The organism is Aeromonas sp. 603404 (assembly GCF_049171775.1).
Classification (GTDB): Bacteria; Pseudomonadota; Gammaproteobacteria; order Enterobacterales; family Aeromonadaceae; genus Aeromonas; species Aeromonas veronii_A.
Genome location: NZ_JAAKPE010000015.1, coordinates 105,747 through 127,660, shown reverse-complemented (window position 1 = coordinate 127,660; position 21,914 = coordinate 105,747). Strand labels below are relative to the sequence as shown.

General features: G+C 56.3%; 19 protein-coding genes and 1 tRNA gene. 10 read left to right on the top strand and 10 right to left on the bottom strand.

What is annotated here, in order from left to right; all coding sequences use genetic code 11:
• Positions 1 to 219, top strand: a 219-nt coding sequence (locus tag G5306_RS17760; protein WP_421313316.1) for a hypothetical protein, incomplete at its 5' end; no start/stop codon positions are given.
• 141 nt (positions 220 to 360) lie between these two features.
• On the opposite strand, the gene G5306_RS17755 is transcribed toward G5306_RS17760, so the two are convergent.
• The 4 genes from G5306_RS17755 to G5306_RS17740 form a co-directional block, all read right to left on the bottom strand.
• A complete protein-coding gene (locus G5306_RS17755; RefSeq protein WP_421207312.1) occupies positions 361 to 2,292 on the bottom strand; it encodes a putative bifunctional diguanylate cyclase/phosphodiesterase in 1,932 nt (643 codons plus the stop codon).
• A 23-nt stretch (positions 2,293 to 2,315) separates the two neighbouring features.
• On the bottom strand, positions 2,316 to 2,816 hold the full coding sequence (locus G5306_RS17750; protein ID WP_421207310.1) for a molybdopterin-binding oxidoreductase: 501 nt from the start codon (positions 2,814 to 2,816) through the stop codon (positions 2,316 to 2,318).
• A 106-nt stretch (positions 2,817 to 2,922) separates the two neighbouring features.
• Positions 2,923 to 4,557 carry a chaperonin GroEL gene (gene groL, locus G5306_RS17745; RefSeq protein ID WP_005340575.1) on the bottom strand — a complete coding sequence of 545 codons (1,635 nt, stop codon included), beginning with the start codon at positions 4,555 to 4,557 and terminating at the stop codon, positions 2,923 to 2,925.
• A 44-nt stretch (positions 4,558 to 4,601) separates the two neighbouring features.
• Complete coding sequence (locus G5306_RS17740) at positions 4,602 to 4,895, bottom strand: co-chaperone GroES (RefSeq protein ID WP_005309514.1); 294 nt, start codon at positions 4,893 to 4,895, stop codon at positions 4,602 to 4,604.
• Positions 4,896 to 5,155: 260 nt separating this feature from the next.
• Here G5306_RS17740 and G5306_RS17735 point away from each other — a divergent pair, with 260 nt between their 5' ends.
• Positions 5,156 to 6,490, top strand: coding sequence for an MATE family efflux transporter (locus G5306_RS17735; protein WP_421313319.1), 1,335 nt, complete (start codon positions 5,156 to 5,158; stop codon positions 6,488 to 6,490).
• A 47-nt stretch (positions 6,491 to 6,537) separates the two neighbouring features.
• On the opposite strand, the gene G5306_RS17730 is transcribed toward G5306_RS17735, so the two are convergent.
• Positions 6,538 to 7,014: an FxsA family protein gene (locus G5306_RS17730; RefSeq protein ID WP_005340570.1), complete on the bottom strand. Its 477-nt coding sequence runs from the start codon at positions 7,012 to 7,014 to the stop codon at positions 6,538 to 6,540.
• A gap of 442 nt (positions 7,015 to 7,456) precedes the next feature.
• On the opposite strand from G5306_RS17730, the gene aspA reads away from it, so the two are divergent.
• Both aspA and G5306_RS17720 read left to right on the top strand, forming a co-directional pair.
• A complete protein-coding gene (gene aspA, locus G5306_RS17725; protein WP_005341227.1) occupies positions 7,457 to 8,899 on the top strand; it encodes an aspartate ammonia-lyase in 1,443 nt (480 codons plus the stop codon).
• A 126-nt stretch (positions 8,900 to 9,025) separates the two neighbouring features.
• Entirely contained in the window at positions 9,026 to 10,345 is a 1,320-nt protein-coding gene (locus G5306_RS17720) for an anaerobic C4-dicarboxylate transporter (RefSeq protein WP_021229055.1), read from the top strand.
• Between the two features lie 243 nt (positions 10,346 to 10,588).
• Here the strand turns inward: G5306_RS17720 and tsaD are convergent, their stop codons facing one another.
• Positions 10,589 to 11,602 (bottom strand): tRNA (adenosine(37)-N6)-threonylcarbamoyltransferase complex transferase subunit TsaD, encoded by a 1,014-nt coding sequence (tsaD, locus tag G5306_RS17715; protein ID WP_042052807.1) that lies wholly within the window; start codon positions 11,600 to 11,602, stop codon positions 10,589 to 10,591.
• 179 nt (positions 11,603 to 11,781) lie between these two features.
• Between tsaD and rpsU the strand changes: the two genes are divergently transcribed.
• The 5 genes from rpsU to G5306_RS17690 all read left to right on the top strand — a co-directional run bounded on the left by rpsU (position 11,782) and on the right by G5306_RS17690 (position 16,675).
• The gene (gene rpsU, locus G5306_RS17710) at positions 11,782 to 11,997 is read left to right on the top strand and encodes a 30S ribosomal protein S21 (RefSeq protein ID WP_005309452.1); all 216 of its coding nucleotides are present in this window, start codon (positions 11,782 to 11,784) and stop codon (positions 11,995 to 11,997) included.
• A gap of 15 nt (positions 11,998 to 12,012) precedes the next feature.
• Complete coding sequence (locus G5306_RS17705; RefSeq protein WP_005349081.1) at positions 12,013 to 12,456, top strand: GatB/YqeY domain-containing protein; 444 nt, start codon at positions 12,013 to 12,015, stop codon at positions 12,454 to 12,456.
• 88 nt (positions 12,457 to 12,544) lie between these two features.
• Positions 12,545 to 14,332: a DNA primase gene (dnaG, locus tag G5306_RS17700; protein WP_270905252.1), complete on the top strand. Its 1,788-nt coding sequence runs from the start codon at positions 12,545 to 12,547 to the stop codon at positions 14,330 to 14,332.
• Positions 14,333 to 14,515: 183 nt separating this feature from the next.
• Positions 14,516 to 16,411, top strand: a complete 1,896-nt coding sequence (rpoD, locus tag G5306_RS17695; RefSeq protein WP_263718854.1) for an RNA polymerase sigma factor RpoD — start codon at positions 14,516 to 14,518, stop codon at positions 16,409 to 16,411.
• 187 nt (positions 16,412 to 16,598) lie between these two features.
• Positions 16,599 to 16,675: transfer RNA gene (locus tag G5306_RS17690), tRNA-Ile, on the top strand.
• Between the two features lie 164 nt (positions 16,676 to 16,839).
• On the opposite strand, the gene G5306_RS17685 is transcribed toward G5306_RS17690, so the two are convergent.
• From G5306_RS17685 to purH, 4 genes are all read right to left on the bottom strand, one after another.
• The gene (locus G5306_RS17685; RefSeq protein ID WP_421236004.1) at positions 16,840 to 17,397 is read right to left on the bottom strand and encodes a cytochrome b/b6 domain-containing protein; all 558 of its coding nucleotides are present in this window, start codon (positions 17,395 to 17,397) and stop codon (positions 16,840 to 16,842) included.
• Positions 17,378 to 17,752: a cytochrome b562 gene (locus tag G5306_RS17680; RefSeq protein ID WP_005349056.1), complete on the bottom strand. Its 375-nt coding sequence runs from the start codon at positions 17,750 to 17,752 to the stop codon at positions 17,378 to 17,380. Before G5306_RS17680 ends, G5306_RS17685 begins: the two co-directional genes overlap by 20 nt.
• Positions 17,753 to 18,029: 277 nt before the next feature.
• Positions 18,030 to 19,316 carry a phosphoribosylamine--glycine ligase gene (purD, locus tag G5306_RS17675; RefSeq protein ID WP_201987904.1) on the bottom strand — a complete coding sequence of 429 codons (1,287 nt, stop codon included), beginning with the start codon at positions 19,314 to 19,316 and terminating at the stop codon, positions 18,030 to 18,032.
• A gap of 114 nt (positions 19,317 to 19,430) precedes the next feature.
• Positions 19,431 to 21,023 (bottom strand): bifunctional phosphoribosylaminoimidazolecarboxamide formyltransferase/IMP cyclohydrolase, encoded by a 1,593-nt coding sequence (gene purH / locus G5306_RS17670; RefSeq protein ID WP_123173754.1) that lies wholly within the window; start codon positions 21,021 to 21,023, stop codon positions 19,431 to 19,433.
• Positions 21,024 to 21,438: 415 nt separating this feature from the next.
• Between purH and zntR the strand changes: the two genes are divergently transcribed.
• Entirely contained in the window at positions 21,439 to 21,894 is a 456-nt protein-coding gene (zntR, locus tag G5306_RS17665; RefSeq protein ID WP_103251281.1) for a Zn(2+)-responsive transcriptional regulator, read from the top strand.
• The last annotated feature ends 20 nt before the right edge of the window (positions 21,895 to 21,914 follow it).

The window sequence follows — 21,914 nt, the reverse complement described above, 5'->3', positions numbered from 1 at the left end:
ATTGAAAATCAAAAATTGTTTTTGATGTTCGATGCTGTGAGTGCCCACACAGATTGCTTGATTCAAATTGTTAAAGAGCGACGCAACAGTGTGTTGCTGCGGGAGTGGAATTCTACTCAACCGCCTTCTCGAGTCAAGCCTTATTTTCAAAGGCTTTTCGAGGTTACCGACGAGGTTGTTTGCGTTGCCGCTTGCCCTGTCGATGGAGGCGCATTATAGGGAACAGATTCTTTCTGGCAAGGCTAAACTGCATGTTTTTTTGATAAAACCGCACAACCGTTCAAACAACAAACAAAAAGCATAAAACTTGAACTGAATCACACATTCTTGAGGCAGATGACCGTCAAGTACCCCTCCCCTTCAACTCATATAAGCCATTTCGGATTGTTGACGTGCTAGCCAAAGCTCCTCCATCTCCAACAAGGTCTGATAGATTTTCTCCGCCTGCTCCGGTCGGCTGAACAGATAGCCCTGTCCATACAAGTGGATATCGGTCAGGGATCGCAGCACATCCAACTGGGCCTGTGTCTCAATCCCTTCACACACCAGACTCTTGCCCAGCATCGACCCCATCCTGCAAATATTGGCGACCAGTTCGGATGCCTCCATTGAGGTGTCAATGCCCTGTATAAAGGAGCGGTCGATCTTCACCTTGCTGACCGGTAACTTTTGCAGATAACTCAAAGATGAATAACCAGTCCCAAAATCGTCTAATGCCAGCAGTACCCCCTGCTGATTGAGATCCTGCATCAGTTGCAGCGAATTCTTCACTTCGCGCATGGTGGTATCTTCAGTGACCTCCAAAACCAGACTGCTGGCTGGCAGGTGGTTCTCCATCAATGCCTTGGCCACCAGTTTGAGCAAATTGCGCTGGTACATGCCCGGCGAGATATTCACGCACATCTGCAGGTCGACCATACCCAACTGATGCCACTGATAAAGCTGCTCGCAAGCGGTGTTCAACACCCAGCCGCCCAGACGCTCGGCAAGCTGGAACTCCTCAGCCACCATGATCACTTCGTTTGGCGGAATAAAGCCCAGCTCCGGATGCCGCCAGCGCAGCAGTGCTTCGACAGCTTCACAACGGCCACTCTCGAGATTGACGATGGGTTGGTAATAGAGTTCCAACGCATTGTGTTCCAGCGCCATGATCATGTCCGAGGCCAAATGCTTGCGCCGCGCCGTCTCGTTGAGCAAGGAGTTATCGTAAATCACATAGGGGACATGGGTCTTGCGGCTATGGAACAGAGCCTGTTCCGCACGACTCAATAACTCCTGTGTTTTATCGCTGTCCATCGGATAGAAGGCAATCCCGATCCCCACCTCGAGCCGGAAGGGATAGTTATCATAGACGATATCTTGCTTCAGAACGTGCAGCAGTCGCGCTACCAGCTCCCTGACCTGACGCAGATCGCTGCTACCACGCTGGATAATGGCAAATTGATCGCCACCCAACCGACCACTCCACTCCCCTTCTTCACAGAGCAATCTGATCCGTCTGGCCAATTCACTGAGCAAAAAATCGCCCGCATCATAACCAAACTTGCTGTTGATATCTCTGAAGTCGTTGATATCGACCAATACCAATCCGAAAGGTACCTCCTGAGTGGCACAGAGCTCCATCCGTTCCAGCAATGCCACCCGATTGGAGAGACCCGTCAACGGGTCACGCCTTGCTGCCCTAAAGTGACGTCGAGCTTCATATACAAGAAGCAAGCTAAGGAGTAAAACCGAGATAACCAACCCCGACACCATCAACAGCAGAGCATTACGCAATTGACCAAAATGGCGATCATTCTCTGAGTAGATGTTGATGTTCTTCTGCATAACGGAAGCTAGTGCATAGGATAAAGGCTCCTGCAAGGGGGCTAGGCGCATCATTATTTGCTGGTAGACAGAGTCTCCGCTCTGCAGCTTGGTAATGACAGGCTCTATATCGCGAATGTTGTTTTCAATCAGTTGCACCAAGCGCAAGGTTTTCTGCTTATCCTGCATGCTTTTACGCAACTGACCGCTCAACAGGATGGGGGTTCTGCTCCAAAGAATGTCATAGCGCAACATCAGGTCATTGTGCTCTATTCCACCATAATGGTAGACCTCTACAGCACTGAGGAAACGCCCCAACTCGAGCTGCAGCTGCATCAGCGCCCAGGAGACATCATAGGTATATTTCTCCATCGCTCTGGTCGCATTCTGGAGCTGAACCAGACAATAAAGGGTGCTCCCGGTAAACGACAGAATGGATACATACAGAATGACGAGCAGTGGCCACGCCCTGGTCTTTCCTTTCACCCCGTGCTCCCGTGACTCTTTTATCAGTGTTGAATATCTATCAGGTCCAGCTGCCAAATCATCATGTCGGTATATTCAGAGCGCTTCAGCTCCGGATATTGATCAAGCGGCAACATAAACCAGAGCGGCCCCTTGTCACGGACCCTCATGGCTACCCCGTCATCTTCCCAAGCAAGAATAGGGTTATACTTGGCAACTTTGTCCCAATTGATGCGGATCTGAAAACTGTTCAATGCTGTCAGGGTTATGCTCTTGCCATTAGCCCCCACTGCGGCCAGCACGTCCGCCACCTTGGGCCCTCTGTACTTGTGAGGTTTATCAACCCAAGGGTTGCTGGTGACTATCTCATATTGCGGCAACGCCTGCAGCGTGGCCAAGTCAAAAAGCACTTTGCCGTCCACCTCATCTGGGGATCTGATATTGCCGCTTACTTTCAAGATCACAGGCCCCTTGAGGGCCTCGGCAGCCACAAGCGGCATGGCAATCAATGCAAACAGCAGAGTTATCCATCCAAGCACCTTCATCTTTCCCCCTTACACTTTTCTGCTATCAACAGACTCAGTTTAGCCAGATATAAAAAAACGGCTCGCCTTGAGCGAGCCGTTTGTCAAACAAAGCAAGGGGGGATGATTACATCATGCCCATGCCACCCATGCCGCCCATGTCAGGCATTGCAGGGGTATCTTTCTTCGGCAGTTCGGTGACCATGCACTCGGTGGTGATCATCAGACCGGCGATGGAAGAGGCAAACTGCAGGGCTGAACGGGTTACCTTGGTCGGATCCAGGATACCCATGGCCAGCATGTCACCATACTGTTCGCTGTAAGCGTTGTAACCGAAGTTGCCTTCGCCGTTCTTCACTGCATTGGCAATGACGGAGGCTTCTTCACCGGCGTTGATGACGATTTGACGCAGCGGGGCTTCCATGGCGCGCAGGGCAACCTTGATACCGACGTTCTGGTCTTCGTTGTCACCACGCAGACCAGCCAGTTTGGCTGCAACGCGAACCAACGCAACACCACCACCGGCAACCACACCTTCTTCAACCGCGGCGCGGGTAGCGTGCAGGGCATCTTCAACGCGGGCTTTCTTCTCTTTCATCTCGACTTCGGTGGCTGCGCCAACCTTGATCACGGCAACACCGCCAGCCAGCTTGGCTACGCGCTCTTGCAGCTTCTCACGATCGTAGTCGGAAGAAGTCTCTTCGATCTGCTGACGGATCTGGGCAACACGACCTTCGATCACACCGGCATCACCCACGCCATCGATGATGGTGGTGTTCTCTTTGGTGATGACGATGCGCTTGGCACGACCCAGATCTTCCAGAGTCGCTTTTTCCAGCTCCATGCCAACTTCTTCAGAGATGACGGTACCGCCAGTCAGTACGGCGATATCCTGCAGCATGGCCTTGCGACGGTCACCGAAGCCAGGCGCCTTGACGGCAGCCACTTTCACGATACCGCGCATGGTGTTGACCACCAGAGTCGCCAGGGCTTCGCCTTCCACGTCTTCAGCAACAATCAGCAGCGGCTTGCCAGCTTTGGCAACGCCTTCCAGCACCGGCAGCATTTCGCGGATGTTGGAGACTTTCTTGTCAACCAGCAGGATGAACGGGTCGTCCAGTTCAACGGAACCGGTCTCTTGTTTGTTGATGAAGTAGGGGGACAGGTAGCCGCGGTCGAACTGCATACCTTCAACAACTGCCAGCTCATCTTCCAGACCCTGACCATCTTCAACGGTGATGACGCCATCGCGACCCACTTTGTCCATGGCTTCAGCAATCAGCTTGCCCACTTTCTCGTCGGAGTTGGCGGAGATGGTGCCCACCTGAGCGATGGCATTGCTGTCAGCACACGGCTGGGACAGCGCCTGCAGCTCGGCAACCGCAGCCACAACGGCCTTGTCGATACCGCGCTTCAGATCCATCGGGTTCATACCGGCGGCAACGGCTTTCAGACCTTCGTTGACGATAGCCTGAGCCAGAACGGTTGCAGTAGTGGTACCGTCACCGGCGGCATCGTTCGCCTTGGAAGCCACTTCCTTGACCATCTGGGCGCCCATGTTCTGGAACTTGTCTTCCAGCTCAATTTCGCGCGCAACAGAAACACCATCTTTAGTGATGGTCGGGGCGCCGAAGGACTTGTCCAGCACCACGTTGCGGCCTTTCGGGCCCAGAGTCACCTTGACGGCATCAGCCAGGATGTTGACACCTTCCAGCATCTTGATGCGAGCTTCGTTACCAAACTTGACGTCTTTAGCAGCCATTTTCTTCAATCCTTTCTATCAATTCGGGGAAAATCGGGGATAGATTACTCTTCGACAATCGCCAGGATGTCAGTCTCGGACAGGATCAGGACGTCCTGACCATCCAGCTTCTCGGTCTTCACGCCGTAGCCTTCGTTGAAGATCACCTTGTCACCAACCTTCACGGCCAGCGCTTTCACATCGCCATTATCCAGGATGCGACCAGTCCCCACGGCAAGCACTTCACCACGGGTGGACTTCTGGGCCGCAGTACCAGTCAAGACGATACCGCCGGCAGATTTGGCTTCAGCTTCGATGCGCTTGATGATGACGCGGTCGTGCAGTGGACGAATTTTCATCGATAACTCTCCCAAAATGAGTCTCATTGTTGCTTTGAGGAATGGCCGTTCCAGGCCAAATTAGATATGTCCCTGATGTGGGGCAGAGTTGCTAACCCTTCAAGGGCAAATACAAAAAAAATTTTTTCACGTACTATAAACATCTTCGATGGTTCAGCCATGTCCACACCCTGGAGCAAGGTCGGTTCAAGCCGCCCGTTTTCCATGCCAGAACCTTCAAAGCCAGCTGTAGAGACGAGCCCTTGACCCGCACCAACCCCATGTTGACAGCCCCTATTCCGGTCGTACTGCGCCAGATGACGGGCCCCATGATCTTCGGCATCATCGCCATTCTGGCCTTCAATCTGGTCGATACCTTTTTTATCGGTATGCTGGGCACCGAAGCTCTGGCAGCCATCAGTTTTACCTTTCCTGTCACTTTTGTGGTTACCTCGCTGGCGATGGGATTGGGCGCCGGATTGTCAGCGGTGATCGGTCATACTCTGGGGCAGGGCAAACACGATGAGGCGGCCCATCTCGCCACCGACAGCCTGTTTCTGGCGGTGATCATGGTGGCCCTGCTATCCGCGGGGGGGGCTCTCACCATCAAGCCTCTGTTTACTCTGTTGGGGGCCAGTGCCGAGCTTATCTCTCTCATCCATGACTACATGCTGATCTGGTATCTCACCGTCCCCATGCTGGTGCTGCCCATGGTGGGCAATGCCGCTATCCGGGCGACCGGCGATACCAAAACCCCCAGCCTGGTGATGGCCATAGCCGGGCTGGTCAACGGGGTACTGGATCCTCTGTTGATCTTCGGTATCGGCCCCTTTCCCGAATGGGGGATCCGCGGGGCAGCCATCGCCACCTCTATCTCCTGGTTGATGGCGATGCTGGTCAGCCTCTATATCCTGCGTCATCGGGAGGGCTTGCTGCTGTGGCGCCTCTCGCCTCGAGCTCGGTTGCTGACCCACTGGCGGGCGCTGCTCCATGTCGCCGTCCCCGCCTCTTTTACCAATATGCTCAACCCCCTGGCCAATGCAGTGCTGATGACGATCTTTGCAGGACTGGGTACCGAGGTGGTGGCCGCTTACGGCGCCGCATCGCGCGTCGAGGCGCTGCTGCTGATTGTGATGATGGCCCTCGCCTCCGTACTGGCCCCCTTCATCTCGCAAAACTGTGGCGCCGGCAATCCGGCCCGCGCCAAAGCTGCACTGCAGAGCTGCATGAGTTTTGCGTTGCTTTTCCAGCTCGCCATCTATGGCCTGACCTGGCTACTGGCGCCACTCATCGCTAACCTGTTCAGCGATCATCCACAGGTCATCCGCCTGATTATTCTCTATCTGCATCTAGTGCCGATCGGTTACGGATTTCAGGGCATGGTGATGCTGCTGGCCTCGGCACTCAATGGCGTGCGGGCATCCAGTATTTCGTTCTTGTTCAACGGATTGCGACTGTTTGGTTTTCTGTTGCCAGGAGCCTGGCTGGGGGCAAAGCTGGGGGGAGAACAGGGGATATATCTGGGGATCTTGCTGGCCAATCTGGCGGCGGGCACCCTCGCATGGTGGTATGCCCGACACCGCTTCGAGGCGTTGTGCCATCAGGGTAAACCCTGATTCAGTCACTCACCTCGGGTTTTCGTTTCGTCGATTACTCTTTACGCTCACTCTTTGCGCTCAAATTCGCCTTCGATGGTGGTGCCGCCCTGCTTGGCGTTCCCCAGATGATCATCGGACGGTGCGTTGCCAAACGGCGATTGAGTACGCTGGAAGCCACCCATCTGCATCCGGAACTGGCTGCTGCCGATCAGCTTGTCAGCCAGTTTGTTGCGCAGCCAGGGTTGCAGCAACAGCACACCGAAAATGTCGGTCACGAAACCCGGGATAATCAGCAGCAAGCCGGCCAACGCCAGCATCATGCCTCCCATCACCTCGCGGCCCGGCATCTCGCCCATCTGCATCTTTTGCTGGGCGCTGAACAGGGTCTTGATCCCTTCACTGCGCACCAGCGAGGAGCCCAATACAGCAGTCAGAATGAGCAAGCCGACAGTCGGCAGCGCCCCGATTACCGAGCCGACCTCGATCATCACGGTGAGCTCCAGCACAACCAGACCCACCAACAACAAAAACAACTTGCCCATATCCACTCCAGCACCGGTAAATTGAGAAAAAGTGGCGCCCATCCAACGATGGCCGGAGGCGATTTTGCCGCCCCGTCATCACCACTTTCTGCCCTGAATAAATGGGGGCAGCCCCCCTCTTTTCAAGTTGGTCAACTGACTCCTACGTCATCAGCAATCTAAAAAATCAGCAAAAAGTCACAAAAACTTATAAAAATCATCATGATAAAAACTTCATAACATATGTGTACTTTCCTCAAAGTAATTTGAAAATGTCGCAAATTTAGTGATCCACCTCTAATAACCGATACCTCAATTGGAGTAGTATATTGATTAGTTTTTCGGGAGGTCACTCTCCCTACCGCCCCACTCGATGTGTGGTGCTTCAGGATGAGCTGTGCGCAAGGAACTCGCGACCACTCGGTGAGGATTTTTCCATTTATCTGATTTCTGAGGCATTACAATGAGCGACATCAAGAACGTCCGCATTGAAGAAGACCTGCTGGGCACCAAAGAAGTTTCCAATGATCTCTACTACGGTGTGCACACCCTGCGCGCTGTCGAGAACTTCAAGATCAGCTCTCAGAAGATTTCTGACGTTCCGGAATTTGTCCGCGGTATGGTGCTGACCAAGAAAGCTGCTGCACTGGCAAACGGCGAGCTCGGTACCATCCGTCCTGAAATTGCTGACAAGATCGTAGAAGCCTGCGACCTGATGCTGAACACAGGCAAATGCTTCGACCAGTTCCCGGTCGACGTTTACCAGGGAGGTGCCGGCACCTCCGTCAACATGAACACTAACGAAGTACTGGCCAACATCGCACTGGAAATCATGGGTCTGGAGAAAGGCCGTTACGACGTCATCAACCCGAACGACCACGTCAACAAGTGCCAGTCCACCAACGATGCTTACCCGACCGGTTTCCGCGTTGCTGTGGTCAACAGCACTGACGTGACTCTGCATGCTCTGGAAGCACTGATCGCCGCTTTTGATGCCAAAGCAGAAGAATTCAAGAAGATCCTGAAGATGGGCCGTACCCAACTGCAAGATGCGGTTCCGATGACCCTGGGTCAGGAGTTCCACGCATTCGCCGTGACCCTGCGTGAAGAGATCAAGTCCATCAAGCGTTGCCAGGAGCTGCTGCTGGAAGTGAACCTGGGCGCGACCGCCATCGGTACCGGTCTGAACACTCCGCCCGAGTACTCTGCACTGGCCATCAAGCGTCTGGCCGAGATCACCGGTCGTGCCTATGTACCGGCAGAAGATCTGATCGAAGCGACCTCCGACTGTGGCGCCTACGTCATGCTGCACGGCGCCATCAAGCGTCTGGCCATGAAGCTGTCCAAGATCTGTAATGACCTGCGTCTGCTCTCCTCCGGCCCGCGCACTGCACTGAAAGAGATCAACCTGCCGGAAATGCAGGCGGGCTCCTCCATCATGCCGGCCAAGGTCAACCCGGTTATCCCGGAAGTGGTCAACCAATCCTGCTTCAAGGTATTCGGTAACGACATCACCATCACCTTCGCCGCCGAAGCCGGTCAGCTGCAGCTGAACGTCATGGAGCCGGTGATTGGTCAGGCGATGTTCGAATCACTGAGCCTGATGGAAAAAGCCTGTATTTCCCTGCGCGAGAAGTGCGTGGAAGGTATCACCGCCAACCCGGAAATCTGCATGAATCACGTGCTGAACTCCATCGGTATCGTGACCTACCTGAACCCCTTCATCGGCCACCACGAAGGGGATATCGTCGGCAAGATCTGTGCCCAGACCGGCAAGAACGTCCGCGAAGTCGTTCTTGAGCGTGGCCTGCTGAGCGCCGAGCAGCTGGACGAAATTCTCTCCATCGAGAACCTGATGAACCCGCAATACAAAGCCAAGCGTTTCACCCGCGAAGCTGCCGTATAAGCGAGTGTGGGCCGGGATCTTCCCGGCCCATAAAGTCAGTTCCCGATTGGTCTTTATCCCCAGCCCGATCGGGAATTGGCTTTTTGCCAAATAAAAACCAAAAAACTAAAAAATGGAGTTATCGCTATGATTGGAATCGAGTTACTTGTCGTGCTCGCCGCTATCTATCTGGGGGCCCGGATAGGCAGCATCGGCATCGGCTTTGCCGGTGGTTTGGGGGTACTGGTATTGACGTGGGGTCTGGGCATGCCCATCCCGAGCGATCAATTGGTCAGCTACATCCCCTGGGATGTGATCATGATCATCGCGTCCGTCATCTGCGCCATCGCCTGTATGCAACTGGCTGGCGGGATGGACTATCTGGTCTTCCTAGCAGAAAAAGCGCTGCGCAAGAACCCCAAATACATCACCTTCGCCGCCCCGGTGGTCACCTACCTGATGACCATGCTGGCCGGTACCGGTCATACCGCCTTCTCCACCCTGCCGGTGATCGCTGAAGTGGCCAAAGAGCAAGGGATCCGCCCATCCCGTCCGCTCTCCATCGCGGTTGTCGCCTCCCAGATCGCCATCACAGCTTCCCCGATCTCTGCCGCTGTGGTTGCCTTCTCCGGCATGCTCGAGCCGTTTGGTGTTGATTATCTGACCCTGCTGGCCATCTGCATCCCCTCTACCTTCCTGGCCTGTATCCTGGGCGCCTTCATTGCCAACATGATGGGCAAGCCGCTGGAGCAAGACGAAGTCTATCTGGAGCGTAAAGCCAAGGGGCTGATCAAACTGCGTGGTACTACCAAGCTCGAGATCAAACCGTACGCCAAGCTGTCGGTCTGGATCTTCATCGCCGCCATCGTTGCTGTCATGGCTTATGCCACTGCCATCTCCGGTAAAGTGGGCCTGATCACCAACCCGCCGATCCCCCGTGACGGCGCCATCATGGGCATCATGCTGGCCGCGGCCACCATCATGACCCTGGTGTGCAAACTGGACGCCACCCAGGTCACCAACATGCCGACCTTCAAGTCCGGTATGTCCGCCTGTATCTGCGTACTGGGTGTGGCCTGGCTGGGTAACGTCTTCGTTAAAGGCAACATGGACACCATCCAGCTGATCGCTGGCGACCTGCTGAACCAGTACTCCTGGCTGCTGGCTGTGGTGCTGTTCTTCGCTGCCATGCTGCTCTATTCACAAGGCGCCACCACCAAAGCGTTGATGCCTGCCGCACTGGCACTGGGTGTCAGCCCGCTGACTGCGATTGCCTCTTTCGCAGCCGTGAGCGCCCTGTTCGTACTGCCGACCTACCCGACTCTGCTGGCCGCGGTAGAGATGGACGACACCGGCTCCACCCGTATCGGTAAGGCGGTCTTCAACCATCCCTTCTTCGTACCGGGCACCGCCACCATCGCCATCGCCGTGGCACTGGGCTTCTTCTTCGGCGGCATCCTGCTGTAATCCTATCGCCTGCCGATTACCAAACAAAAATCCCCGCCAGTTGGCGGGGATTTTTTTATCTCTTTACTCTGTGCTTGGCTGTCTGCCAGCAAGAGACCTGACCTCTTATACGGGTGGCTCAACCACGGCGACAGCAGACACCACAACAGCGTGCCAACGGCGCTATAACCACCGCTGCCGGATTGCAGGAGCAGTAGGCCACCATGGTACTCACCACCACGCCAGAAGGCGGGATCCTTTGGATCAGACCGGATCCAGGGTATCCAGCGGCCAACGCGGCACGGCTTTGACCGCCAGCGGTTCGAACACGCCCGCTTTCAGGCGCTGCATACCGGCGTAAGCGATCATGGCGCCGTTATCGGTGCAATATTCAGTGCGCGGATAGAACACCTCGCCCTTGAGGCTCTCCATCAGCTCGGCCAGCTGGGCACGCAGATGACGGTTGGCACTGACGCCACCGGCGACCACCAGACGCGTGAGACCTGTCTCTTTCAAGGCACGACGGCACTTGATGGCCAAGGTATCGACCACCGCATCTTCAAACGCCCGAGCGATATCGGCGCGGGTCTGCTCATCATCACCATTGGCAGCGATGGTGTTGGCGGTGAAGGTCTTCAGGCCGGAGAAGCTCATGTCGAGCCCGGGACGATCTGTCATCGGACGAGGGAAGTGGAAGCGCCCGGTAGTGCCCTTCTCGGCCAGACGGGAGAGCAGCGGACCACCTGGATAGTCCAGCCCCATCAGCTTGGCGGTCTTGTCGAACGCTTCGCCAGCAGCATCATCGATGGATTCGCCCAACAGCTGATAGCTGCCGATGCCGTCAACCCGCACCAGCATGGAGTGACCACCGGAGACCAGCAGCGCCACGAAGGGGAACTCGGGGGCCTTTTCTTCCAGCATGGGAGCCAGCAGGTGGCCTTCCATATGGTGGACGGCGATAGCAGGCTTGTTCCATGCCATCGCCAGTGAACGACCAATAGTGGCTCCCACCAGAATGGCGCCAACCAGACCCGGACCCGCGGTATACGCGATGCCATCGATGTCATCTTTGCCCAGTCCCGCCTCTTGCAATGCCGCTTGGATCAACGGGATCGTCTTGCGAACATGATCCCTGCTGGCGAGCTCGGGGACAACGCCACCGTAGTCCGCATGCAGCTTGACCTGGCTGTATAACTGATGGGAAAGGATCCCTTTTTGATCGTCGAAGATCGCGATCCCGGTTTCGTCACAGGATGTCTCTATGCCCAATACACGCATTGCTAAAAAATTTCACTGCTAAAATGAGACGGCTATGGTAACCTTCGCGGGTTTTTTAAACCAGAGCGATCTCTGCGGGTTTACTTTCATTCCCTGTCCAGAGTATAATTTCGCACCATTTTAAGACATGCTGATCGATTGAAGGTCAGCTAACAATTTATCACTGAGGTGAAAGGCACATGCCAGTAATCAAAGTCCGTGAAAATGAGCCGTTTGACGTTGCTCTGCGTCGTTTCAAGCGTTCTTGCGAAAAAGCCGGTATCCTGTCCGAAGTTCGTAGCCGTGAGTTCTACGAGAAGCCGACTACCATTCGTAAGCGCGCCAAAGCGTCTGCTGTCAAGCGTCACGCCAAGAAGCTGTCTCGCGAAAACGCACGTCGTATCCGCCTGTACTAATCGGGAGATATTGCCGTGTCTCTGAAGGATCAACTCAAGGATCAGCAAAAACTCGCCATGCTTGCCAAAGATAAGGCACGTCTGGGAGCGATCCGCTTGTTGATGGCAGAAATCAAGCAACGTGAAGTCGATACCCGTATCGAGCTGAATGATGAGGATATCCTCGCTGTCGTGACCAAAATGGTCAAACAGCGCCGCGATTCCATCAGCCAATTTGAAGCTGCCGGTCGCCAGGATCTCGCCGACAAAGAGTCCGCCGAGATCGTTGTGTTGCAGGAATTCCTGCCGCAACAGCTGACCGCAGATGAAATTGCTGCCCTGATCGAGCAAGCCATCACTGAAAGTGGTGCTGCCGTCATGGCTGATATGGGCAAGGTCATGGCTGTCTTGAAGCCGAAAATTCAGGGGCGTGCCGATGTCGGCGCCGTCAGTGCTCAGGTGAAAACCCGCTTGGCGTAACAGGCAACTCTCTTGTTTGGTCGAAGAAGCCGTGCTTCCCTTGGAATGCGCGGCTTTTTTATTTTCTCCGCAATGAAACAGGACGGTTATGGCAGGCAGGATCCCCCAATCCTTTATCGACGATCTGCTCGTACGCACAGACATAGTCGAGCTGATCGACTCGCGAGTGCGGCTGAAAAAAGCCGGTAAGAATTACCAGGCTTGCTGCCCTTTTCATAACGAAAAAAGCCCCTCTTTTACGGTCAGCCAGGAGAAGCAGTTCTACCACTGTTTCGGTTGTGGCGCCCACGGCAATGCCATCGGCTTTGTCATGGAGTACGACGGTCTCGAATTTCCCGATGCCATCGAAGAGCTCGCCAGCATGCAAGGCATGCAGGTACCTCGCGAGCAGAGCATCGGCGGCTCGGCCAATAGCCAGGCCGCCGTCAGCAAGGATCTGTTCGAGCTGATGAACCAGATCGCCCGCTTCTACGAGAGCAATCTCAAGAGCGCTCCCCATGCGGTGGAGTACCTCAAAGGCCGCGGTCTGACTGGCGAAGTGGTCAAGCGCTTCAACATCGGTTATGCCCCAAGTGACTGGGATCAGGTACGCCGCCGCTTCGGCGCCAGCCGGGATCACGAACAGCTGCTTATCTCGGGCGGCATGCTGATCACCCGTGACAATGGCCCGGGCAGCTATGACCGTTTCCGCGATCGCATCATGTTCCCGATCCGCGACAAGCGTGGCCGGGTCATCGGTTTCGGTGGCCGGGTGCTGGGTGATGGCACCCCCAAATACCTGAACTCGCCGGAGACCCCCATCTTCCATAAAGGGCGGGAGCTGTTCGGTCTCTACGAGGTGAAGCAGGCACACAAGGATCCACGCCGGATCCTGGTGGTGGAAGGCTACATGGATGTGGTGGCACTCGGCCAGTACGACATCGACTATGCGGTGGCGGCGCTGGGTACTGCAACGACCAGCGACCATATCCACACCCTGTTTCGCACCACCGCCGAGGTAGTCTGCTGCTACGACGGTGACAACGCCGGTCGTGAAGCCGCCTGGCGCGCGCTGGATAATGCCCTCCCTCATCTGCAGGATGGCCGCGAGCTGAAGTTCGTGTTCCTGCCCGATGGCGAGGATCCCGACTCGCTGGTACGTCAGATCGGCAAGGAGGGCTTCGAAGCCCTGCTCGATGAAGCCCAACCGTTCGCCGACTTCATGTTCGAGCGTCTCGGGCGGGATGCGGCGCTCTCCGGTGAGGCAGGCAAGTTCGAAGTGGCCAACAAGGCCGCCGAGCTTATTCGTCGCGTACCGGAAGGGTTTACCCGCGAAGGGCTGATCACCCGCCTCTCCAGCATGATGCGCTGGGGTGAGAACAAGCAGCGCATCGCCGAGCTCTTTGCCCGCAACAGTCAGCCCAAGGCCGAGGTCAACAAACCCAAGGCAGCCAAGCTGACGCCACTGCGGCGTGCGCTGGCACTGATGGTGCAATATCCGGCAGTAACGGCTGAGCTTCCCCCCATGCCGGAATTGGCCGGACTACGCGTACAAGGCATCAAGTTCCTGCTGCAACTGCACCAGCAAATCCTGGCACAGCCCGGTATCACAACCGGTATCCTGCTGGAACACTGGCGTGGTACCAAAGAGGGAGAGATCCTTGCTCAGCTGGCCATGCACGACCTGTTCGAGGAGATCAAACTCGATCAGGAGCCGGATATTCTGGGAGAATTGCAGGACACCTTCGTCGGCTTCATCAACCAGTTTCTGAAACAGCGGATCGAAGAATTGCAGGCCAAAGTGGCTCAGGAAGGACTAAGCTCCGAAGAAACCCAAGAGCTGATGATGCTGATAAGAGAGGTGCAAATTGAGAAAAGAAATGAGAGTGGGGCTTGATATTTGAGTGATTAGTCCCAATATGGATAGCGTTGCCCGAATCGACGGGATGAAAAGCAAAATTTTTATAACCGCCTGGCCCCGACAATACTGCGGGCAGGGGTTTCTCATGACCGACGCCGCAACCAGACATAGCATGTCTGGCGGTTTTCTATTAGAATTGGCTATTTGCGCAGCAGCGCACTGTACGCGCAACCTAGCAACACCAACCGGATGAGTTCTATGGAGCAAACCCCGCAGTCTCAGCTTAAACTCCTCGTTGCCAAAGGTAAAGAACAGGGCTACCTGACCTATGCCGAGGTGAACGATCACCTCCCGCAAGACATTGTCGATTCAGACCAGATCGAAGACATCATTCAGATGATCAACGATATGGGCATTCAAGTGGTTGAAAACGCTCCGGATGCCGATGACCTTATCATGGCTGAAGGTGGTACCGCCGATGAGGACGCTGCCGAAGCAGCGGCCCAGGCTCTGGCATCTGTTGAATCTGAGATTGGTCGCACGACCGATCCCGTCCGCATGTACATGCGGGAAATGGGTACCGTCGAACTGCTGACCCGTGAAGGCGAAATCGACATCGCCAAGCGGATCGAAGACGGTATCAACCAGGTACAAAGCTCCGTAGCCGAGTACCCTGAAGCAATTACTTACCTGCTCGAACAGTACGACAAGTATGAAGCCGAGCAGCTCCGTCTCTCTGACATCATCTCTGGCTTTATTGACCCGAACGAAACTGAAGACATGGCACCTACCGCCACGCATATCGGTTCCGAACTCGGCGAAGACGATCTGGCCGACGAAGATGAAGAAGACGAAGAAGACGAAGACGAAGATGGCGACAGCTCTGACGACGACGGTGACGGTGGTCCGGATCCGGAAGTCGCTCGCGAGAAGTTTGGCGAACTGCGTGCCCAGTATGAAGTGACCCGCCTCTCCATTCAGAAGAATGGTCGCGCGCACGAAGATACCCAGGCCGCCATCGCCCAGCTGGCCGATGTATTCCGTCAATTCCGCTTGATGCCCAAGCAGTTCGATCGCCTGGTCAACAACATGCGTGAAATGATGGAGCGTGTCCGCGTGCAGGAACGCATCATCATGAAGCTCTGCGTTGAGCAGGCCAAGATGCCGAAGAAAACCTTCGTCGCGGCTTTCACCAACAATGAGTGTGAAACTGCCTGGTTCGAATACCAGAAGCAGGCTGGCAAAGCCTGGTCTCCCCGTCTGGTTGAAATGGACGAAGATATTCAGCGCGCCATCGGCAAGCTGCAGCAGATTGAAGAAGAGACCGGTCTGTCGATTGCCCAGATCAAGGATATCAACCGTCGCATGAGCATCGGTGAGGCCAAGGCCCGCCGTGCGAAGAAAGAGATGGTTGAGGCCAACTTGCGTCTGGTTATCTCTATCGCCAAGAAGTACACCAACCGTGGTCTGCAGTTCCTGGATCTGATCCAGGAAGGCAACATCGGTCTGATGAAGGCGGTAGACAAGTTTGAATACCGTCGTGGCTACAAGTTCTCGACCTATGCTACCTGGTGGATCCGTCAGGCCATTACCCGCTCCATCGCGGATCAGGCCCGTACCATCCGTATCCCGGTACACATGATCGAGACCATCAACAAGCTCAACCGTATCTCCCGTCAGATGCTGCAGGAGATGGGGCGCGAACCGAACCCGGAAGAGCTGGCCATGCGCATGGGCATGCCGGAAGACAAGATCCGCAAGGTACTGAAAATCGCCAAAGAGCCTATCTCCATGGAGACGCCCATCGGTGATGATGAAGATTCCCACTTGGGCGACTTTATCGAAGATACCACCCTGGCTCTGCCAGCGGATGCGGCGACCAGCGAAAGCCTGCGCAACGCCACCCGCGAAGTGCTGGCTGGCCTGACCGCCCGTGAAGCCAAGGTACTGCGGATGCGTTTCGGTATCGACATGAACACTGACCACACCCTAGAGGAAGTGGGCAAACAGTTCGACGTTACCCGTGAGCGTATTCGTCAGATCGAAGCCAAGGCACTGCGCAAACTGCGCCACCCGAGCCGCTCGGAAGTGCTGCGCAGCTTCCTGGACGAATAGTCCTGACCCTGTGTCAAACTGCTCTGCCAAAGCCCCGCCATGCGGGGCTTTGTTTTGTCTGGCATTTACCCTTGCGACCGGCTTTTCCCCCTCTATCGACCTGGACAATTAGTCGCCAAGTGGTTGATATGCCTATAGACTGCCCTTTCCTCTTCCCCTATAATCCACGCCGCTAAACGCACAATTTGGCCCCTTAGCTCAGTTGGTCAGAGCAGTCGACTCATAATCGATTGGTCGTGGGTTCAAGTCCCCCAGGGGCCACCAAATTAGAAAAGGCCGCTCATAATGAGCGGCCTTTTTGCATCTACGTATCGGGCAATGTCCCGTGATAAGCTCGAGGAGGCCATAGAAAAGACCCGCCATGGGCGGGTCTGGGCAGGGTCCGGATCAGGCGCCTCACTCAGAGACAAGGAGCCTAATGCTGAGCCTCAGGTTTGCTCGTTGCTGCCGCTCTGGATGGACGAGCGACGCCCGATGGCAGGTAGCATCCGGGTAACCAGATTGCTGCGCTGACGCCAGGAGGTGAAAACAATGGCCAGCAGATGCAGACCAATCAACCCCTGTAGCGCCACCACGCACCACTCATGCCACTCGTCAGCCCCCAGTTCAAATCCCGTCTCGGTATTTTGAAACCAGCCGCTGCCAGCAGTGGCCAGCACAACCAGCCAGAGCGCCCACACGGCCAGCTTGCCGCTACCGTGATGACCCGGTGCCGGAGGCTGCCGCTCACGCATCTCGCGCGCTTGCTGGCGAAAATCCTCACCGCTGGGGATGAGGGCACCAAGGCGGGCGTAGCCACGGGCAAAAGTAAGCCCCCAGAGCAGACGCAAGGAGACCAGCCCAATGGCGCAGTAACCCAGCCACTCGTGCCACTCCTCCCCCGCTTCGTTAACCCAGAGGTTGCCGATGCAGACCGCCGCCAAGCCCCAGTGGGTCAGGCGAACCAGCGCATCCCAGCGAAAGGGCTCACCCTTTTTGCTTGGCATATTTGTGGTACTCCTTCTTCAGGTCGTTGACCTTGGCCAGATGTTCGCGCGCCTTGGCCTCATCACCCGCCTTGAGTGCGGCCAGGCTGGCGTCCAGCTCGGTCTGTACCTCGTTCATCCCTTCAAGGAATTTCTCTTTCTTGGCGGCCGGCATGTTCTTCTGCTTGGCCACATCCAGCTGGGCCTTCATCTCGTTGATGTGCTTCTCCATGGTGGCTGCATCATCAGCCTTGACGGCCTGCTTGTAGTTGAAGCCAATCTTCTTCATCGGCTGTTCCAGATCACCCGCCACTGCAGGCAGGGTCATCAGGCCAAACATCAGGGGCAGCAGCAGGGGGCGGACGGTTTTCAACATGGGATTTCCTTATATAACGACATGCTCGAATTGTTAGGGGTACTTATGAATCCAAACAAGAATTCATCACCAGCATGATGCCATGACTCATGGTGAAACGTTTGTGAAAAATGCTGTTTTTTGTGGCAAATAGTGACGGATATGCCGCGCTTGTTTGCGCTTGGTAACTGATTGAACGCAGGTGACACGCACCATGGGGATGGTTGAAAGCGGTAAACAGCGACAAAAAACCCCGCCGTAGCGGGGTCTGAATCAGCTGGCCAATGGCTTGCGTCAGTTACTCCTGTTCGCGAGCAATGGCGCGCCAGCCGATATCCTTGCGGTAGAAGACGCCATCCCACTTGATGCGGCCAGCGAGCTGATAGGCACGCTGCTGGGCTTCTGCAACGGTGTGGCCGAGGGCGGTGGCGCACAGTACACGACCGCCAGCAGTCAGGCTGGTATCGCCCTCCAGGCGGGTACCGGCATGGAACACCTTCTCACCCGCCACTTCATCCACCGGCAAGCCGCTGATGGGGTGATTGGTACTGTAATCGCCGGGATAGCCTCCCGCCGCCAACACCACGCCGATGGCGGCGCGGGAATCATAGATGGCCTCTTTCTGATCCAGCTTGCCTGCGCAAGCGGCCAGGCAGAGCTCCACCAGATCGGATTGCATCCGCAGCATGATGGGCTGGGTCTCGGGATCGCCAAAGCGGCAGTTGAACTCGATCACCTTGGGATTGCCTGCACCGTCGATCATCAGACCGGCGTAGAGGAAACCGGTGTAGACGTTGCCCTCGGCCGCCATGCCTCGCACAGTCGGCATGATCACCTGCTCCATCACGCGTCGATGTACCTCGGCGGTCACTACCGGCGCCGGGGAGTAAGCCCCCATGCCGCCGGTGTTGAGGCCGGTATCACCGTCGCCAACCCGCTTGTGATCCTGACTGGTGGCCATCGGCAGCACGTGCTCGCCATCGACCATGACGATGAAGCTCGCCTCTTCCCCCTCCAGAAACTCCTCAATCACCACACGGGAGCCCGCTTCGCCAAAGGCATTGCCGGAGAGCATGTCGCGCACCGCGTCTTCCGCTTCCTGCAAGGTCATGGCGACAATCACCCCCTTACCTGCCGCCAGACCATCGGCCTTGATGACGATGGGGGCGCCCTTCTCGCGCAAGTAGGCGAGCGCAGGCTCCACTTCGGTGAAATTCTGGTACTCGGCAGTCGGGATGGCGTGACGGGCCAGGAAATCCTTGGTGAAAGCTTTGGAGCCTTCCAGCTGGGCAGCGGCAGCGGTCGGGCCAAAGATGGGCTGACCGGCGGCGCGGAAGGCATCCACCACCCCTTTCACCAGCGGCGCTTCCGGCCCAACGATGGTGAGGCCGACCTGCTTCTCTTTGGCAAAGGCCAGCAGCCCTTCGATATCGGTCGCCTCGATGGCGACGTTCTCGACACCCGGCTCAAGCTGGGTGCCTGCGTTGCCCGGCGCCACAAAAACGTGACGTACCAGTGGGGAGTGTTTGGCCTTCCAGGCCAGAGCATGTTCGCGGCCACCGTTGCCAATGATCAGTACTTTCATCGTATCGCTCGCTTCTATTTGTGGTCACTGGACGGCCACTCGGGCCGTCAGTCAGTGGAAATAGTCAGTTGAAAAGAGACAACAAAAGGGCCGCCATCGGCAGCCCCTGACCCATCAATGACGGAAATGGCGCATGTTGGTAAAGACCATGCACATACCGTGTTCGTCGGCGGCGTCGATCACCTCCTGATCGCGCATCGAGCCACCGGGCTGGATCACGCAGGAGATACCGGCCTGCGCGGCAGCATCGATACCGTCGCGGAACGGGAAGAAGGCATCGGAGGCCATCACGGAGCCCGCCACGGTCAGCCCTTCGTCCGCCGCCTTGATACCGGCGATTTTGGCCGAATAAACACGGCTCATCTGGCCTGCGCCGACGCCGATGGTCTGGCCATCTTTGGCGTAGACGATGGCGTTGGATTTGACGAACTTGGCCACTTTCCAGCAGAACAGCAGATCTTGCAGCTCGGCCTCGGTCGGCTGACGCTTGCTGACCACGGTCAGGTCGCCCAGCGTCACCATGCCGAGATCTCGCTCTTGCACCAGCAGGCCGCCGTTGACACGCTTGAGGTCAAAGCCTTGCGCCGGTGCCGTCCACTGACCGCATTCGAGCAGACGCACGTTCTGCTTGGCGGCGACCGCATCGCGGGCCTCCTGGCTGACGGTCGGGGCGATGATCACTTCGACAAACTGGCGGGCAACGATGGCAGCGGCAGTGGCGCCATCCAGCTCACGGTTAAAGGCGATGATGCCGCCGAAAGCAGAGGTGGGGTCGGTCTGGTAAGCGCGATCGTAGGCACTCAGCAGGTCGTTACCGATGGCCACACCGCAGGGGTTGGCATGCTTGACGATGACGCAGGCTGGCTCGTCGAACTCCTTCACACACTCCAGCGCCGCATCGGTATCGGCGATGTTGTTGTAGGAGAGCGCCTTGCCCTGCAACTGGGTAGCGCTGGAGACAGAACCCGGCGCGGCATGCTCCTCGGCATAGAAAGCTGCAGCCTGATGGCTGTTTTCGCCGTAACGCATGTCCTGCTTCTTGATGAACTGGCTGTTGAAGGTGCGCGGGAAACGGGACTCCTCGTCACCCTCCTTGTTGTCACCGTAGGAAGGAACCATGGTGCCGAAGTAGTTGGCGATCATGCCGTCATAGGCGGCGGTGTGCTCGAAGGCTGCGATGGCCAGATCGAAACGGGTGGCCAGTTTCAGGCTGTTGCCGTTGGCATCCATTTCGCGAATAACCCGATCGTAGTCGGCAGCTTTGACGACGATAGCGACATCTTTATGGTTTTTGGCGGCAGAACGCACCATGGTCGGGCCGCCGATGTCGATGTTCTCGACTGCATCGGCCAGGGTGCAGCCCGCTTTGGCCACGGTGGCAGCGAAGGGGTAGAGGTTGACGACGACCATGTCGATGGGGGAGATAGCGTGCTGGGCCATGATGGCGTCATCCTGATCCCGACGGCCGAGGATGCCACCATGAACCTTGGGATGCAGGGTCTTGACCCTGCCATCCATCATTTCAGGGAAACCCGTGTAGTCGGAGACCTCGGTCACCGGCAGACCCGCCTCGCCAAGCAGCTTGGCGGTACCGCCCGTGGAGAGCAGGGCAACACCACGCTCGTTGAGTGCCTTGGCAAATTCCAGAATGCCAGTTTTGTCAGACACACTCAGCAGTGCACGGCGAATGGGTCGAGCTTGTTCCATCACACTATCGTCCTCAACATAACGGGGACCGTTCCATGGGAGGCGAGGCTCAACACAGAGAGTCCCCAAATAAATGGAAGTGGGGGATTTCGCAAACCACTCTCGCCCCGACATCCGGCAAAAGCGTTTTAGGAAATGCCCGCTTGGTGCGGCGCTCTGTTATGGGCGCGTATTCTACACAAAAAATGTGACCCGTGGTGGATTTTTTGAAACAGCAAAGCCTTATTTGGCGCGGCGTTAAACGTTTTCTACTTGATTTTCTCGAAACGTTTGCACTTTCAGTGTTTTATGGGAAAAAGGGTCGCCAGGAGATGTTTATCTGCCCCTTTTATGCCCTTGGCTGGCAATCCATGAGCAAAGGGGTGATAGTGGATTCCGGTTTTTGTAGCGGCATATATTCAAGGGGAGAGAGAGCATGTATCGGATCGGTGAACTGGCCAAGGCGTGCGGGGTCAAGGCAGATACCCTGCGTTTTTACGAGAAGAACGGGCTTATCTCACCGGGGATCCGCAACGAATCCGGCTACCGTCTCTACAGCGAACAGGACAAGCGGCGGCTGGAGTTTATTATCCGCGCCAAGTCGGTCGGATTCTCGCTGGCCGATATTGGCGAGCTGCTCGACCTCGATACCAACAAGGCCAAAGTCACCTGTCAGGAGGTGAAAGCAGTGGCCGACACCAAGCTGGCCCAGGTGGAGCAGAAGATCATCGAACTGACCCGCTTTCGCGATAATCTGCGCGAGCTCTCCAATATCTGCTGCGGCGGGCCGCGCTCGGCCGAGCACTGCGCCATCCTCGAGACGCTGGAATCTGGAGCCCCGGCCCATCACGAGCACCACAGCCACGACCTGCATGACCCGGTTCACGGCTGACATGGTACGCCTGACTGAGC